This window comes from Duganella sp. BJB1802, from assembly GCF_013369445.1.
GTDB classification, from domain to species: domain Bacteria; phylum Pseudomonadota; class Gammaproteobacteria; order Burkholderiales; family Burkholderiaceae_D; genus Rugamonas; species Rugamonas vulcania_A.
In genome coordinates, this window is the sequence record NZ_JABWEF010000002.1 from 346,656 (window position 1) to 361,154 (window position 14,499).

13 protein-coding genes are annotated in these 14,499 nt (G+C 62.1%); 6 read left to right on the forward strand and 7 right to left on the reverse strand.

Going from position 1 to position 14,499, the window contains the following annotated elements:
* Positions 1-4 precede the first annotated feature (4 nt).
* Genes HUX88_RS04725 through HUX88_RS04740 form a run of 4 tightly spaced genes read left to right on the forward strand, consistent with a single transcriptional unit; the run spans position 5 to position 3,209 of the window.
* The gene (locus tag HUX88_RS04725; RefSeq protein ID WP_161091193.1) at positions 5-877 is read left to right on the forward strand and encodes a branched-chain amino acid ABC transporter permease; all 873 of its coding nucleotides are present in this window, start codon (positions 5-7) and stop codon (positions 875-877) included.
* A complete protein-coding gene (locus tag HUX88_RS04730; protein ID WP_176360997.1) occupies positions 874-1,809 on the forward strand; it encodes a branched-chain amino acid ABC transporter permease in 936 nt (311 codons plus the stop codon). The genes HUX88_RS04725 and HUX88_RS04730 overlap by 4 nt, the downstream gene beginning before the upstream one ends.
* Positions 1,802-2,515 (forward strand): ABC transporter ATP-binding protein, encoded by a 714-nt coding sequence (locus HUX88_RS04735; RefSeq protein WP_176360998.1) that lies wholly within the window; start codon positions 1,802-1,804, stop codon positions 2,513-2,515. The genes HUX88_RS04730 and HUX88_RS04735 overlap by 8 nt, the downstream gene beginning before the upstream one ends.
* A complete protein-coding gene (locus tag HUX88_RS04740) occupies positions 2,508-3,209 on the forward strand; it encodes an ABC transporter ATP-binding protein (protein WP_176360999.1) in 702 nt (233 codons plus the stop codon). Before HUX88_RS04735 ends, HUX88_RS04740 begins: the two co-directional genes overlap by 8 nt.
* Before the next feature lie 22 nt (positions 3,210-3,231).
* Here the strand turns inward: HUX88_RS04740 and HUX88_RS04745 are convergent, their stop codons facing one another.
* The 6 genes from HUX88_RS04745 to HUX88_RS04770 form a co-directional block, all read right to left on the reverse strand.
* Positions 3,232-4,953, reverse strand: coding sequence for an FAD-dependent oxidoreductase (locus HUX88_RS04745; RefSeq protein ID WP_176361000.1), 1,722 nt, complete (start codon positions 4,951-4,953; stop codon positions 3,232-3,234).
* 31 nt (positions 4,954-4,984) lie between these two features.
* Positions 4,985-6,205: an FAD-dependent oxidoreductase gene (locus HUX88_RS04750; protein ID WP_176361001.1), complete on the reverse strand. Its 1,221-nt coding sequence runs from the start codon at positions 6,203-6,205 to the stop codon at positions 4,985-4,987.
* 537 nt (positions 6,206-6,742) lie between these two features.
* On the reverse strand, positions 6,743-7,414 hold the full coding sequence (locus tag HUX88_RS04755) for a PEP-CTERM sorting domain-containing protein (RefSeq protein WP_176361002.1): 672 nt from the start codon (positions 7,412-7,414) through the stop codon (positions 6,743-6,745).
* 19 nt (positions 7,415-7,433) lie between these two features.
* A complete protein-coding gene (locus tag HUX88_RS04760) occupies positions 7,434-9,611 on the reverse strand; it encodes a phosphocholine-specific phospholipase C (RefSeq protein WP_117015576.1) in 2,178 nt (725 codons plus the stop codon).
* A 325-nt stretch (positions 9,612-9,936) separates the two neighbouring features.
* The gene (locus HUX88_RS04765) at positions 9,937-10,539 is read right to left on the reverse strand and encodes a hypothetical protein (protein ID WP_176361003.1); all 603 of its coding nucleotides are present in this window, start codon (positions 10,537-10,539) and stop codon (positions 9,937-9,939) included.
* Between the two features lie 124 nt (positions 10,540-10,663).
* The gene (locus HUX88_RS04770) at positions 10,664-11,632 is read right to left on the reverse strand and encodes a DUF4105 domain-containing protein (RefSeq protein WP_176361004.1); all 969 of its coding nucleotides are present in this window, start codon (positions 11,630-11,632) and stop codon (positions 10,664-10,666) included.
* A 223-nt stretch (positions 11,633-11,855) separates the two neighbouring features.
* Between HUX88_RS04770 and HUX88_RS32105 the strand changes: the two genes are divergently transcribed.
* Positions 11,856-12,755, forward strand: a complete 900-nt coding sequence (locus HUX88_RS32105; protein WP_176361005.1) for a LysR family transcriptional regulator — start codon at positions 11,856-11,858, stop codon at positions 12,753-12,755.
* Between the two features lie 67 nt (positions 12,756-12,822).
* Here HUX88_RS32105 and HUX88_RS04780 read toward each other — a convergent pair whose 3' ends face one another.
* A complete protein-coding gene (locus HUX88_RS04780) occupies positions 12,823-13,206 on the reverse strand; it encodes a KGG domain-containing protein (protein ID WP_176361006.1) in 384 nt (127 codons plus the stop codon).
* A 274-nt stretch (positions 13,207-13,480) separates the two neighbouring features.
* On the opposite strand from HUX88_RS04780, the gene HUX88_RS04785 reads away from it, so the two are divergent.
* Complete coding sequence (locus tag HUX88_RS04785; RefSeq protein ID WP_176361007.1) at positions 13,481-14,455, forward strand: gamma-glutamyl-gamma-aminobutyrate hydrolase family protein; 975 nt, start codon at positions 13,481-13,483, stop codon at positions 14,453-14,455.
* The last annotated feature ends 44 nt before the right edge of the window (positions 14,456-14,499 follow it).

Sequence of the window (14,499 nt, forward strand, 5' to 3'; positions counted from 1 at the left end):
CGCCGTGACGGAACTGATACTCCAGGCGCTGTATTCCGGCCTGCTGCAAGGCGGCTCCTACGCGCTGATCGCGCTGGGACTGGCGCTGGTGTTCGGCACCATGCGGGTGATTAACCTGGCCCACGGCGAGCTGGTACTGCTGGCGGCCTACATCGCCTACTCGGTCGAATCGGGGCTGGGCCTCAATCCCGCGTGGGCGATACCGATCGCGCTGGTCGTGGTCAGCGCGACGTCGGCCGGCGTGTACTGGATCGTCAGCCGCATCAGGAAGGACCGCGAGATCAACTCGCTGATACTCACCTTCGGCATCGGCGTGATCCTGACCAACCTGATACTGCTGATCTGGAAGGCCGACGTACGCTCGACCAGTTCCAGCTGGCTGCAGGAGGCCTTCGTGGTCGGCCCCTTGTACAGCATGCGCAGCGAGTTGATCTTCTTCGTCGTCAGCCTGCTGCTGATGGGCGGCTTGTGGTGGTGGCTGTCGCGCAGCTGGTACGGGCGTGCGCTGCGGGCCGTCTCCAGCAACCGCGACGCCGCCAAGTTGATGGGCATTTCGCCCGGACGCACGGAGCTGGTGTCGTTCATCGTGGCCGGCATGCTGGCGGGGTTCGCGGGCGTGGCGCTGTACAGCTACGGCGTGATCCAGCCCGCGTATGGCGGCGCGTTGACGGTCAAGGCCTTCATCATCACCGTGCTGGCGGGCATAGGCTCGATCCCCGGCGTGCTGCTGGGCGCCGTGCTGCTCGGCGTGGCCGAGGCGCTCACCGTCACGCTGGCCAGTTCGGCCCTGCAGGAGCTGGCCGGCATGACCTTGTTCCTGCTGGTGCTGTTCGTGATGCCCAATGGCCTGATGGGCGCGGCCCGGAGGCGCGGATGATCCGCCTCGGGTGGATGGCCGCCCTGGCCGCGGCTTACATCGCCGTTCCCATGCTGCTCGGCGCCGACAACTACGTCATGAGCCTGATCGTCGCGGCCATGGTGATCGGCTGCGTCGCCCTGTCCTGGGCGCTGCTGGGGAATATGGGCGGCATGGTCAGCTTCGGCCACAGCGCCTTCTTCGGCGTGGGTGCGTATGTATCGGCCATCGTCACCGCCAAACTGGGCGTGCCTGTACTGGCGGGCATCGCGCTGGGGGGCGCCGGCGCGCTGCTGGCGTCCATCGTGATGCTGCCGGTGCTGCGGCTGCGCGGCCCCTACTTCGCCCTGGCCATCCTGGCCTACGCCCATATCTTCCGCATCCTCGCCACCGAATGGAGCTCGGTCACCGGCGGCTCCGGCGGCATCGCCAACATCCCCGGACTGCCGACGATACTCGGCTACGACATGAGCGGCAAGACCGGCGCCTACCTGACGATACTGACCATCGTGCTGCTGTTCGCGCTGGCCTACCGCGCCATCCGCGCCAGCCACTACGGCATCGCCCTGCGCGCCATGCACGACAGCGAGGACGCCACCCGCGTGGTGGGCGTCAACAGCACGCTGCTCAAAGGGCTGATGCTGATGGTATCCGCCTTCATGGCCGGCGTGGCCGGCGCCTTCAACGCCCACTACATCAACTTCCTCGAACCCGACTACGCCTTCAACAGCGTGTGGGTCACGGTGCCCATCGTCGCCGCCATCTTCGGCGGCTACCGCACCATCGCCGGGCCGGTGGTCGGCGCGCTGGTGGTGTACCTGCTGGACCAACTGGTGTTCAAGACGCTGATCCCCACCGGGCATCAGCTGGTGCTGGGCGGACTGCTGGTGGCGATGATCATCTTCAGTCCCACCGGCCTGCTTGCCCTGCTGCGGAGGAAAGACCATGCTTGAGCTGAACAATCTCTCGGTGCGTTTCGGCGGCCTGACGGCGGTCAACGCCGTCACGCTGACTGTCGGCACGCACGACGTGGTCGGCCTGGTCGGCCCCAATGGCGCCGGCAAGACCACGCTGTTCAACGCCATCTCCGGCCTGGTGCGGCCAACCGGCGGCACGATACGCTTCGACCGCCAGGACGTGCTGCGCACGCCCATCTACCGGCGCGCGCGGCTGGGCATAGGCCGCACCTTCCAGATACCGCAGCCCATGCACGAGCTGACGGTGCGCGAAAACCTGATCGTGGCCCAGCGCTTCGGCGCCGGCCGCGTGGACGAGGACAAGATCGCCGAGATCCTGGACTTCACCAGCCTGGCCGACAAGGCAAGCCGCAACGCCGCCACCGAACTGGCGCTGACCGAACTCAAGGCACTGGAAGTGGCGAAGGCACTGGCCACCACGCCCAAGCTGCTGTTGCTGGACGAAGTGCTGGCCGGGCTGGAGACCAACGGCAAGCGGCGCTTCATGGGCATGCTCAAGGAGATGCACGCGCGCTTCGGCGTCGGCATCATCATCATCGAGCACGATATCGAAACCATCCACGCGCTGTGCCAGCGGGTGGTGGTGCTCAACTTCGGCCAGCTGATCGCGGACGGTACGCCGGAAGCGGTGTTCAACGATCCCGAGGTAATCCGCAGCTACACGGGAGCGGCGCATGCTTGAACTGGACCAGGTACGCGCGGGCTACGGCGCCATCAACGTGTTGTGGGATGTATCGATGCAGGTCGCGGCCGGCAAGCTCACCACCATCATCGGCCCCAATGGCGCCGGCAAGACCACGCTGCTGCGGGCGATCATGGGATTGGTGCCGGTGGGCGGCGGCGAGATCCGGCTGGACGGCGCGCGCCTGAACGGCACGCCCACGTGGGACATGGCCGACCGCAGCGTCGCCATGATCCCCGAAGGCCGCATGGTCTTTCGCGACATGGGCGTGGAGGAAAACCTGATCATGGGCGCCTTCCACAAATCGCACCGCGCGCATGTGAAGCAAAGGCTGGAGGAAGCCTACGAGATGTTCCCGCGCCTGCGCGAACGGCGTACGCAGATGGCCGGCTCGCTGTCCGGCGGCGAAGCGCAGATGCTGGCGATGGCGCGCGGCCTGATGTCCGACCCCAGGCTGCTGCTGATCGACGAACCCTCGCTGGGCCTGGCGCCGCTGGTCGTCAACGAATTGTTCGAGATACTGGTGCGGCTCAAGGCCGGCGGCCGCACCATCATACTGGTCGAGCAAAATACCGAGCGCGCGGTGGGCGTGGCCGATCACGTCTACTTGATGCAAAGCGGACGCGTGGCCCTGTCACAGCCCGCGTCCGAAGTGCAACTCCAGCAGCTCCACGATTTGTACTTTGCGCGGTGAGGTGAAGTTATGCCGCGGCGATCTACCAGCCCAGGTAATAATCAGCCGGCAGCCAGCTCGGGCGAGGCAGGCCGAAATAGGACTGCAGCATTTTCTCCGCCTCGCAGAAGGCGCCTTCGACCCAGCCCTGCTGATCCGAATACGCTTCGCCGCAGATGTGGATATCCTCCGTCGACAAAGGCTTGCGCATGTAGGGCATCACATCCTGCACCTTGTAGCCCGCCTTCCAGGCATGATAGCCGGCGCCAAACGGGTCATCGCCCCAGTCCTTGAACCAGGTAACGTAGGGCATAGGGACTCCCACGCCGTGCAATTCGCGCAGTTCCTTGACCACCTCCTTGACCATCATGTCGCTCGCCGCGACGTCGTTCAGCGCCTCGACTTCCTGCTGCGATGCCAGCCTGGTCGCGCGTGGCCGGAATTTCACCGGATCGTCCGACAGCGCCTTCCAGAACGTCTCCGTCTCCATATCGCCGTAGCTACCGAGCAGCATCGAATGGTCGGTCACTTGCGCGGTGCCGAAGTAGTAGCACTGGCGCATCGGCAAGTCGGTGATGGAATGCCCGGCGGTGATCCCCAGCTCATTCCACCACGGCGTATCGAATCCCATCAGGATCTTGAACGCAGGCTCCATGATGACCGAGCGAATGTTCTTGTTCAGTTCGGTATTTTGGTTGACGTTGAAGAAGAAGTTGTCCTGATCCAGAAGTTCCAGCGAACGCCGCGGCATCGCCAGTACCAGGCGGTTCGCGTAGACCCGCCACTCCTGGTTCGAACGCAGGTTGAGGAAGACGAGCTCATAGCGATGCGTGGCAAGTTGCGGATCCTGCCGGTTAAAGGTCAGCAGCTTGTTTTCGGACCAGATGCATGCGCCTGGGTAGCTCATATACGCGTTCGCCATCGCATACACCGTGCTGTCAAAACCCTGGGCGATGGTCTTGTACGTCGCGCCGGCGGAGAAATCGCCGATCATGTAGGGGAAGGCTTCCGCCGCATTCCAGTTGATGGTGTTGGAGTAGTAGCCGCCGGCGGTCGACAGGAAGGTATAGCCCTCCTGCGAGACCTGATCCTTGAGCAGATTCCAGAAGCCGATGTCGTTGACCAGGCGCCTGTCGTACGGCGAGCCTTCGAAACGGTAGGTCAGGTAGGGTTTGATCTGGTCCCACTGGCGCAGCGTCAGTTCGATGGCGTAGTTATATTCGTCGATCTGGTGAACGTACTGGCCGTAATTCTCCCGGAACCATGGATCGGCGGTCAGCACGTTGTAAATGACTTTGCTGAACAGCTGGTCGGCGCTGAAGCCGATGTCGTCGTCGTCCAGATAGTAGCGGGTAGACAGCTTCTCGCCCTTGCGCTGCGCTTCGGTCCAGGCGTTTTGCTTGCAACGGTCTTTGCGCAAGTACATATACAAATCGGCCGGATCGCCCATCGGGAACTCCACCGCTTCCATCTGGTCGGCGAAGACTTCTTCGATCAGCGTGGTGACGATTTTCTGCGAGGTCAGGTAGCGCATGCCACCCAGTTCGCCCTGTACCGTCGGCATGCCAGGCAGGCGCACCGATTCGAGCCGTCCGGCAATGCGGGTGTTCATGTCGAAGACCTGCACCTGACTGCCCGTGCTGGCGCCGGCCGTGGTCAGGCGGTAGGCGGAGTAGATGCCGGAGATACCGGCGCCGACGATGGCTACGTCGAGTTTCAATCCATCCTGCATGCCGGTGTTCAGTGCCGTATTCTTGTCAACCATTGTAGACTCCCGATATAAGTGGCTAAATTATTTACATGCTTCTGAAGTAGCGTTGGCCGGTCTGGAAGTGCGAGATGTCGTACGAGCTTTTGCCGTCGAGTGCCATCTCGGACAGGATGCTGCCCAGCAGCGGCACGAACTTGGCGGCCCAGCCGGTTGCATACATGACGATGTTCTGATGATTGGGGACGTACCTTGGGGCGAAGTCGATCAGCATTTCCTTGCCAGCGATCTTGCTCAGCGCCACCAGGCAGGTGGATTTGTAATGCGGAGTGGGGTCGAGTCCGGTCATATGCTTGCGCACCCACTCGGAGGTGTACGCCAATTCCTCCGGGTTGGGCACAAAGCTGGCCAGGTTGGGGTCGGACAGGGGCGTCATAACGAAGTCCGGCGCAACCCGGATATAGTCGGGGTGATCCCAATCGACCTCGGGGAAACCGTAGAACTGATTGCCGCTATCGCCTTCCGGCTGCTGGAAAACAAACCAGGTTGGGTATTGAATGGCGGGGTCGGTCTTTTTAAAATAGCACGAGGTCATATTCCAATATGTCGCCTCTATCCTGAAATTGAGCATATTAATGACGTCGTTGATATAAGGCCCCGGCACAATCACCAACTTCTTGCCAACATAAGTGCCTCCAGGAGTCGTCACCCTGAACAACTGATCGGATTGCTCGATGCCGATGACCGGCGCCTGTTCAAGCATCGTCACATGCGGACTGGCGAGATTGCAGTCGTACAGGGTGCGCTGGGTGGCGCGCAAGTCGATGCTGGCGCCGTCGGCCTGGAACAGGCCCCGGTAATTCTGCGGCAAGTCTTTAAAATGATATTGCTGTTCGATTTCCGACACGGTCAAGGCGGTGTAAGGCACGTCCTGCGCCTGCATGGCTAGTTCCGCAGCGGCGATGTTGCCCTCCGTCGACTGGACGGTGGGGTCGCCAAACCACAAGGTGCCGACCGTCGTCAGCAACGGTTCCTGGGTGTGGGTTTGCAGTTCGGCCCAATAAGGCAGCGCATCTTCGGCCATTTTCACCATGTATTCGTCAGGATAGGGAATGCGGAACTGGCGGGAGACGCCGGCTGAACTGCCCTGCTGATTGAGGAAGGTGAACTGTTCCAGCACCAGCGTGGAGGCGGCGCGCTTACTGTTGCAATACGCGGTGGCGAGCCCCATCGGGCCGCCACCTATGACTATCACGTCATATGTTTGCTGGAAACTGGATGCGGGATTATTTGTTTTATCGACAGGCATAACACTACCTTTCCAATAACAAGTGGAGGATGGTGATAAATCTGGGCGAATCAGGCATGTGCGAGGACCGCATGCCGGGATGTGTAGTATTACATTAATTTCTAAAAATATAATGCTAGTGTTGGACTATTCCAACGGAGAGATTTTATATTTTTAATCTACTTGACGCGGGTTATGGCTAGTAATTTGCTTGTTATTCTCACGGTGACATGCATTATGTACGTCATTCTGAATTAGCTTGCCTGGCTTTCTTTTTTATTATTTGCGAGTACAAACACCAAGAACCCGTCACAGCACCAAATGCGACCGCCCCGCCATATTCAACGCTGCCGATGGTGAAAATCCTGGATATGGCCGACCGCAACGTCGCCATCCGGCGGCGAGGCGCAGATGCTGGCGACCGAGCGCGGTGGGCGTGGCCGATCACGTCTACCTGATGCAAAGCGGACGCGTGGCCCTGTCACAGCCCGCGTCCGAAGTGCAACTCCAGCACCTCAACGGCCTCTACTCCGCACGCTGAAGTGCTGTCGATTCCAATTACGACATGTGCGCGCGCTTATTGCGGCGGGCCGCCCCGGCCAACATGCCCAGGCCCAGCACGAACATCGACACCATGCCCGGTTCCGGTACCGGGCTGGTAGTGATGAAGGACAGGTTATCCGCATAGCCATCGTTGTCGTTCGAAGCGAGACGCTCCATCGACAGCCAGAACGACAGCTTGCTGGTACCGGCAGGCATGATGCCGACGGACTCCCGGTAGTACAGGCCTGTCTGGTTGCCGCGATCCTGCGGGGTGACGGGGCCGATCGCGGCGTTTCCTATCTCATTGTTCGCCGCATCGAGAAACTGCACATAGAACAGCGCGTTATCGCCCTGGGCGGCCCAGCCGCCGAGCCATCCGCTCAGGGTATAGGCACTGTTCCGGGCCGTCGGCACGCCGAAGTCCAGGGTCTGGGTACCCACGGCATATTGTCCGAGGCCGGCGAACATCTTCGTTCCGCGATCGACCGGGCCAGGCTGGGTGGGAAGCACCCAGTTGTTGCCATAGTCCACCGACTGGACCATGTTGTAACCCGTGTAGCCAGTCCAGCCGCTCACGCCTGCTTCGGCATCGCCGTTGACAACGAGGTTCTGACCGTAGATGACGTCAGCCTTGCCGCTACATGCCACGGCGAACAAGGCCGCGGCGACGAGAAATCTGCACTTCATGAAAAGCTCCTTATAAAAATCAAATGACGCGGTACTGGTCAAGTTGCGCTGCCCCGCGCATCGCAGGGTCGCTGATGGACGGCAGACCGTTTTCCAGATGGCCGGCGAAGCGGCGCATCCAGCCCGGCACGCCGGCCACACGCACGCTGTAGTCGTACCAGTTGGAACTCGATGCCAGCGGTAGACGGACCGCGCTCCTCGATCGTGCGACGACCCGCACTTCCATCGGCTTGTTGGAGTAGTACTTGTTGGCGGTGAGTACGAAGGTGCACGGCTGCGCGCCATTGTTGACCAGGTCGATAACCAGCTCGCCGGCGCTGCGTTCGGCGCGCAGGCTGATTTCCGGCCATGCAGCGTTGCCGTCGCCGCGCACGTCCCCGACGATGTGGCGATGGAAGCCATTCGGTCCCAGCACCCAGAGATCGTAGGCGGACGCGGTGTTCCAGCGGCCTTTGAGCTGTTTGCCAGGTTCGACCGTGTAGCGGCGCGGGACCTGATCCAACGCCAGGCGGTCGTACACATGGAACACCGCCCCGGCTTCGCCCAGGTTGTCGAATCTGAGCTCCACCTGGCCGCCTCCGACCGGCACCTGCGCCTGCACCTGGAGTTCGTAGGGCAGCGCGCGCGCCGGACGCACGCCGGCGGCCTGGACGGGTGCCGTCAGGGTGGTCGGCGTTGCGGGCACCTTGGTGTTTGGCAGGCTCAGCGCCATCGAACGCCGCGCAGCCGTTTCCGGCAGCAGTTGCGTGAAGCCGTTGTCGTTCGGGTTTGCGAAGTCGAAACAGGACAACAGGTTGCCGCTCACCGCGCGGCGCCATGGGCTGATCAGCGGCTCGCGCACACCGAAACGCGCCTCGATGAAACGCACCACCGACGTGTGGTCGAAGACCTGCGAATTCACCCAGCCGCCCTTGGTCCACGGCGAGATGACATACATCGGCACGCGCGGCCCGAGACCGTAGGGACGATGGAGCGTGCGCGCATCCGCGCCGTTGAGCACGTGATGGTACTCGCCGGTCGTGTCGACGGTCGACGCACCGGCCAGCTGCGCCTGCGCCGGATTGCTGCTGTAACTGGTGTACGCGGGAACCGCCGGCGGCGGCATGTGGTCGAAGAAGCCGTCGTTCTCGTCGAAGTTGATGAGCAGGACCGTCTTGCTCCAGCTATCGGGATTGGCGGTCAGTGCGTCCAGCACGCGCGCGATGTAGTCGGCGCCCGACGCGGGACTTGAGGGCCCCGGGTGCTCGGAGCCTTCGGCGGTCGCGACGACCCAGCTGACCTGCGGCAGGCGGTTGGCAAGCACGTCGGCCTTGAGCAGGTCGAGGTCACGCGTCGTGGTGCCGCGATCGCGCAGGGATTGCGAATAGCCCGGCCGGCGATACCACGCGTTGCGGAAAGGACGGAATCCCGCCAGCGAGTTGTCGGTGAAGTTGTCCGCCATGTTCTGGTAGACCTGCCAGCTGACACCCGCCGCTTCGAGGCGCTCCGGATAGGTGGTCCACAAGTAGTCGGTGGACATGTCCGGATTGAAGTCGTCGCGGCTGTTGTCGGTCGATGGGCCGCCCGCAGCGGCCAGGGGATCGTTGTGACCGGTGAACAGAAACAGCCGGTTGGTGTTGGTGCCGGTCTGGGTCGCGCAGTGATAGTGGTCGCAGATGGTGAAGGCACGCGCGAGCGCGAACTGGAAGGGAATGTCGGCGTCGGCGTAATAGCCCATCGCGTGGTTCTGCTTGACGTTGCACCAGTCATTCATGCGTCCGTGGTCCCACGCCAGCTGGGCGTCGAGCCAGGAATGCGGGGTCCCGGCCACGCGCATGACTGGGAAGTCCTGCACCGTGTTGAGCCGGAACGGCGCAATGGCGCTGCCCTGGGGCCAGGTGGGCCGGCCAGGCACCGGCGCCCCGCCGACAGAGCGCTGCACGAAGACGGATTTGCGATTGAAGAGATTTTGCCGATCCATCACTGGAATCGGAAAGGGATCGCCGAATCCCCTCACCCCTTCCAGGGTGCCGAAGTAATGGTCGAAACTGCGGTTCTCCTGCGTCAGCACGACGATGTGCTCAACATCTTGCAGGCTGCGGGTGCGCTGGTTGGCGGGGAGGGCCAGCGCCTTTTGAATGGACGGTGGAAAGGTCGCCAGCACGGCACTGGCGCCGGCCGACTTGCCCATTTTGCGGAGGAAGTCACGCCGGCTCATGCGTGCACCTGCGTGCGGGCGCGCGCGAATTTAAAAATTTGCATTTGATTGATCCAGGTCGATTGTCAGGGAAACATGAAAACTGAAGTCATGCGAGACAGCAGCTTACGTAACAATGATGAAATGTTGATGACATGGCATGCAATTGATGCCACATCAGTTAACCTGGACGCCCGCCTTCGGGGCGAATCGATATGTTCAACTTAAAAGGGATGCGTTCTCCTGTGATGTGACCAGTAATGTATTGGCTGGCCGCCTGTGGAACCAGCCGGTCTTGCCGTCCTCAGAGGTAGAGCACAGGCACCCTGATCATTTCCATCCTCCATCACCAGAACTTCCACCACGCTTTGGCGGCCGGTGGCGCGGGCGTTTTCTCGGACGGTTGTCTGCTGTAGAAATTGAGCTTGGTTCTGTAGTCCCACTCATCCCAGGGGACGACGCCAAAGAAAGCATTCATCACCTGGACGAGCAGATGCGCCGTGACGTAAGGCTCAGATGTGACTTCGCCCGTTTCCAGATTCCGGTAGGCAGGGGGCTCACCTTCTTCGTCGATAAACGACTCCGCCGTCAGCCACGGCAGCTCGAACGCGTTGGGCGTTCCTTCATCCACCGTCTTGTCCAGGGTGTGAACTCGTGAGCGAACTGTGACGCCGTCTTTAATGATGGCGTAGCCGAACGAGCCACCCGAATCATAATGGCAGAAAACCAAAACCAGCTCTGGTCTTCCCAGCGCCGCAAATACCGCAGGCTCCAGCGATCGCCCTTCGAAGAGAATTTTTCCCGCTATCTCGCCGTTATAAACGAAGGTTGCGCCATTCTTCGATTCGACCGCCACATTGCCCGGCACCCGGATGTCACGTGCATTCTCCGTTGCGGACGGATCGAAAGAGCTTCCAAAGACCATCTGCACCAACGCCTGTTCGTCCAACGTTGACGCGTTAGGCCGAAATGCCAACCCCGCTGTAGACAATCCCAAATTCAATTCCTCCGATGTCAGTTATCAGCCAAACTCAGCCGAAGGCTCAAATACTAGCACTATATTTCCGCGATTATCAGGGGAGCCTGATGCGGTCGGAAAAGTCTGTCGCCCTGTCGGCCGCCCGCGCCCTGGCGGTGATGTGGGCTTGCTGCCGCAGCGCGTCGAAGCCGCCCTGCCCGGCCAGCGCCCGAATGTCGTACAGGTAGCGATCAAGATAGCCGGAAGCCAGCAGCCGCCAGTCCAGCGGCAGGCCTGGATCGATGCGGCGGGCCATTTCGAAGATGATGGTGGTGCAGTTGGCGGTCAGCGTGTTGTAGAAGCGCGGCTCGCGCTTGAGCAAGGCCCCCTCCTCCAGATACGACAGGAACAAAGAGCGCATGACCTCCGGCGGCATCTTCAACCGGTACAGATACATGTCCTCATCGCGCACGTTGGTACGCACGCGCAGGATGTCGCGCTCGTCGGCGGCGATCAGCACCGTCTCGAAGCGTTTGAAGAAACCGGCGATGGCATCAAAGCTTTCGCCGCGCTCCTTGCGGATCTCGATGGAGAACGTCAGGTAGCGGCCGTCCGCAAAGCCGAACGACACCAGCGTGTGCGCGATGGCCGGCCCCATCCAATACGACAGCGCCACATCGACCGACCGCAACTGGCTCAGGTCATACGAACGCTGTTCCCAGCGCTGCGTGTAATCGGCATCGCTGCGCCACTCGAAATTGCGCACCTGATCCAGCGTGACCACATTGCCCTGCACGCGGCCCGTGACCATGCGCGCCACGTCGTCCGCCCACACGCGGTCGTGGCTGGGTTTGATGGTGCTCCACCAACCCATCATCAGCGCGAACGCGATCAGCCAAGGCAGCAACATCCGCGCACCACGGCGCCACCACCACGCCAGCGACGCCAGGCTGGCCACGCCCCACGCCACCGCCAGCCAGGGCGCGGCCTGGAACCATAATGCACCGCCGCCCCACAGCGACAAGCACAACATCAACAAGGAAGCGAACAGCTTGCCGGCGAGGAGCAGGTATTTTTTTATCATGCCCGATTATAGGGGCATTAATCCTCTTTATCGTCGACGCCGCTCCCGCAGCCGATCTGGACGCATATTACTTTTAATGCAATACTTACGACCACGCCGATTATTCCGATAAGTTCCAACATGGCGGTTTCCGTAAATGAAGAGAGACGCTTCACTTTAACGGCGCCGCGCTTGGCAATCCAATATCAAATTCGGCGGCCAACTATCTCGAAACGGCATAGCGGTGATTTCACTTAAACAGTTTAAATATTTTGTAGAGATCGTGGAGGCCGGCAGCTACTCGCGCGCGGCCGAGAAATTGTACGTCGCGCAGTCGGCGCTGAGCCGGCAGGTCAAGGAGCTGGAGGACGAGCTGCAAACCCAGCTGCTCACGCGCGACTCGCGCCATATCCAGCTGACGCCGGCCGGCCAACTGTTCTTCGAACGCAGCAAGCGCATCCTCGACGACATCGACCGCACGGTGGTGCAGGCGCGTCAGGTGGGCCAGGGCGCCCAGGGCCTGATCCGCCTGCAGCATTCCAGTTCGGTGATCCTGACGCCGGCGCTGACCGGCGCCCTGGGCCGCCTGCTGCAACAGTTCCCCGGCGTGACGCTGGACATCTCGATGGCGCCGTCTGAGGACCAGACGATGGACATCGAGGAAGGCCGCGCCGACATCGGCCTGATCCGCATGCCCACGCTGCGCAAGTTCCCGCACATCCAGGCGCGCGAGCTGACCACCGAGCGGCTGGTGGTGGCGGTGTCGCGCCACTCGCCGCTGGCGGCGCTCGACAATATCGAACTGGCCAGCCTGAGCCAGGAGCCCTTCATTTCGATTCCGCACAAGGACCGTGGCGGCCTGAGCTACCTGGTGGCCAACCTGTGCCTGGACCAGGGCTTCTTTCCCAAGCCGGCGCGGGTACTGTCGCGCAAGTCTTCGCAGCTGAGCCTGATCGAGGCCAACCTCGGCATCGCCATCGTGCCCGAATGCATGCAGCTGATGGCGCCGGCCGGCGTGCGTTTCATTCCGCTGTCGCGCGGCACCCTGTACACCAAGGTCGGCCTGGCCAGCCGGCGCGAAGCCGAGCCCCTGGTGACGGCCTTCGCCGACGCGTTGCTGCGCGAACTGACACAGAGCGGCTAGGCCGCGCCCCGCGTGGCGGACCAAAAAATGGCGGCCCGAGGCCGCCATGATCGTGGTTCAAGACCGATCAAAGGTCATTCTTGTGGCTTTGACGGCCAGCTTCAGCATGTTGCTCAGGCGTGCCGCCGCGTGTGCCGCCAGAGGAACCAGAACCACCCTGATTGCCCTGACCGCCGCTGCGCGACGTGGCGTTGGACGAACCGCTTTGCTGGTTGCCATCGTTCTTGTGGCTCTGGCTGCCAGCCTGGCGTGCCTCTTCGGACGTGAACTCATGCGCGTTGCCGGACGCGTGTGCCGCACGACCGCCCTCGGCGGCGATCTCGCGCTGCTTATCGGGGTCCATCGAAGCGAAACCGCGATTGCTGGTATCGCTCTGCTGGCTCTGTCCCTTCCCGCCCTGATTGCCTTGATTGCCTTGATTACCTTGGTTGCCTTGATTCGAGTTTGCCATGATATAGCCTCCGGTTGATGTAATAAAAAAACCCAGCTCATCAGTGCTGTCACCGCCGATGTGTCAAGGAGGATTTATCGTAAGGCCAGTTCAACAGGCGGCATATAAGCTATCCCGCTGTGCGCGTGTAGGATATCGCTGTCGGTTTGGTACCCCAGGTTTTAACGCGAGATTGTCAATCGCTCGTTTCAGTTTTTTCAAGCGGCGTAGCGGGCGACTGATGGCATCGGCATGTGGCACACTGCAATCCTGTGGATAGCGGACGAGGCAAGGCATGAGCGGGGAAGCGGACGACAAGGATCAGGCACAGCAACCGCAGCACCGGCGCAGCAGCGACCGCGACCGGCGCGCGCGACCGGACACCGGCACGCCCAGCTATCTGGACCCCGGCGACACCGTCTTCAGCCTGTGGGGCCGCGTGCTCATGGCGCGCTACCGGCGCTTCGCCGCGGCGGCCACGCGCCACATCATCCAGCGGCCGCTGCACATCGGCGTGTCGGCCCGCATCTTCCACCCCGAGCCCGGCGCCACCGGCCTGCGCAGCAAGAACCTGCAATATCTGGAGGAGTCCATCGCGCAATGGGTGATGTCGCGCGACGTGCTGGTGTTCATGATCCCGACCGTCAACACCGACGGCCTGCTGCACCCGTCCAACATCCGCCTGCGCGACTACGCCAAGCACCTGGACGGCCTGGTGCTGCAAGGCGGCGCCGACGTCTCGCCGCAAAGCTATTCGGAAACGCCGACCCGCCCCGAATGGAGCGGCGACCGTGCGCGCGACATGTACGAGCTGGAACTGCTGCATGAATTCGTCGAGGCGGGCAAGCCGGTGCTGGGCATCTGCCGTGGCTGCCAGCTGATCAACGTCGCCTTCGGCGGCACGCTGTACCAGGACATCGCCTCCGACGTCCCCGATTCGCTGGCCCACGTCAACGACGAGTACGACCGCAACCGGCACGAGGTCAGCTTCCCGGCCGGCTCGTCGCTGGCCAAGCTGTTCAAGGGCAAGGGAGTTGGACTGGTCAACTCCATCCACCACCAGGCCGTCAAGACGCTGGGGCGCGACATGGCGGTGGAGGCGCTGTCGGTGCCGGACAAGATGGTCGAGGCGATCCGCTACCGCAAGGCGCCGTTCGTGATGGGCCTGCAATGGCACCCGGAATTCCACCAGGCCGGCGGCGTCGAACTGCTCGACTGCACCGCCATCCTCGACAACTTCCTGCGCGTGGCGCGGGAGACGCGGTTCTAGGAAGACCCCGGCCACATCGAACATCAAGCCGCCATGGCCGTCGC

What these genes read in the sequence shown, in the direction of transcription:
- HUX88_RS04770 (WP_176361004.1), bottom strand. Translation starts at nt 11,632, where the DNA reads ATGATAAAAAAATACCTGCTCCTCGCCGGCAAGCTGTTCGCTTCCTTG.
- HUX88_RS04745 (WP_176361000.1), bottom strand. Translation starts at nt 4,953, where the DNA reads ATGGTTGACAAGAATACGGCACTGAACACCGGCATGCAGGATGGATTG.
- HUX88_RS04730 (WP_176360997.1), top strand. Translation starts at nt 874, where the DNA reads ATGATCCGCCTCGGGTGGATGGCCGCCCTGGCCGCGGCTTACATCGCC.
- HUX88_RS04750 (WP_176361001.1), bottom strand. Translation starts at nt 6,205, where the DNA reads ATGCCTGTCGATAAAACAAATAATCCCGCATCCAGTTTCCAGCAAACA.
- HUX88_RS04785 (WP_176361007.1), top strand. Translation starts at nt 13,481, where the DNA reads ATGAGCGGGGAAGCGGACGACAAGGATCAGGCACAGCAACCGCAGCAC.
- HUX88_RS04755 (WP_176361002.1), bottom strand. Translation starts at nt 7,414, where the DNA reads ATGAAGTGCAGATTTCTCGTCGCCGCGGCCTTGTTCGCCGTGGCATGT.
- HUX88_RS04780 (WP_176361006.1), bottom strand. Translation starts at nt 13,206, where the DNA reads ATGGCAAACTCGAATCAAGGCAACCAAGGTAATCAAGGCAATCAAGGC.
- HUX88_RS04760 (WP_117015576.1), bottom strand. Translation starts at nt 9,611, where the DNA reads ATGAGCCGGCGTGACTTCCTCCGCAAAATGGGCAAGTCGGCCGGCGCC.
- HUX88_RS04740 (WP_176360999.1), top strand. Translation starts at nt 2,508, where the DNA reads ATGCTTGAACTGGACCAGGTACGCGCGGGCTACGGCGCCATCAACGTG.
- HUX88_RS04735 (WP_176360998.1), top strand. Translation starts at nt 1,802, where the DNA reads ATGCTTGAGCTGAACAATCTCTCGGTGCGTTTCGGCGGCCTGACGGCG.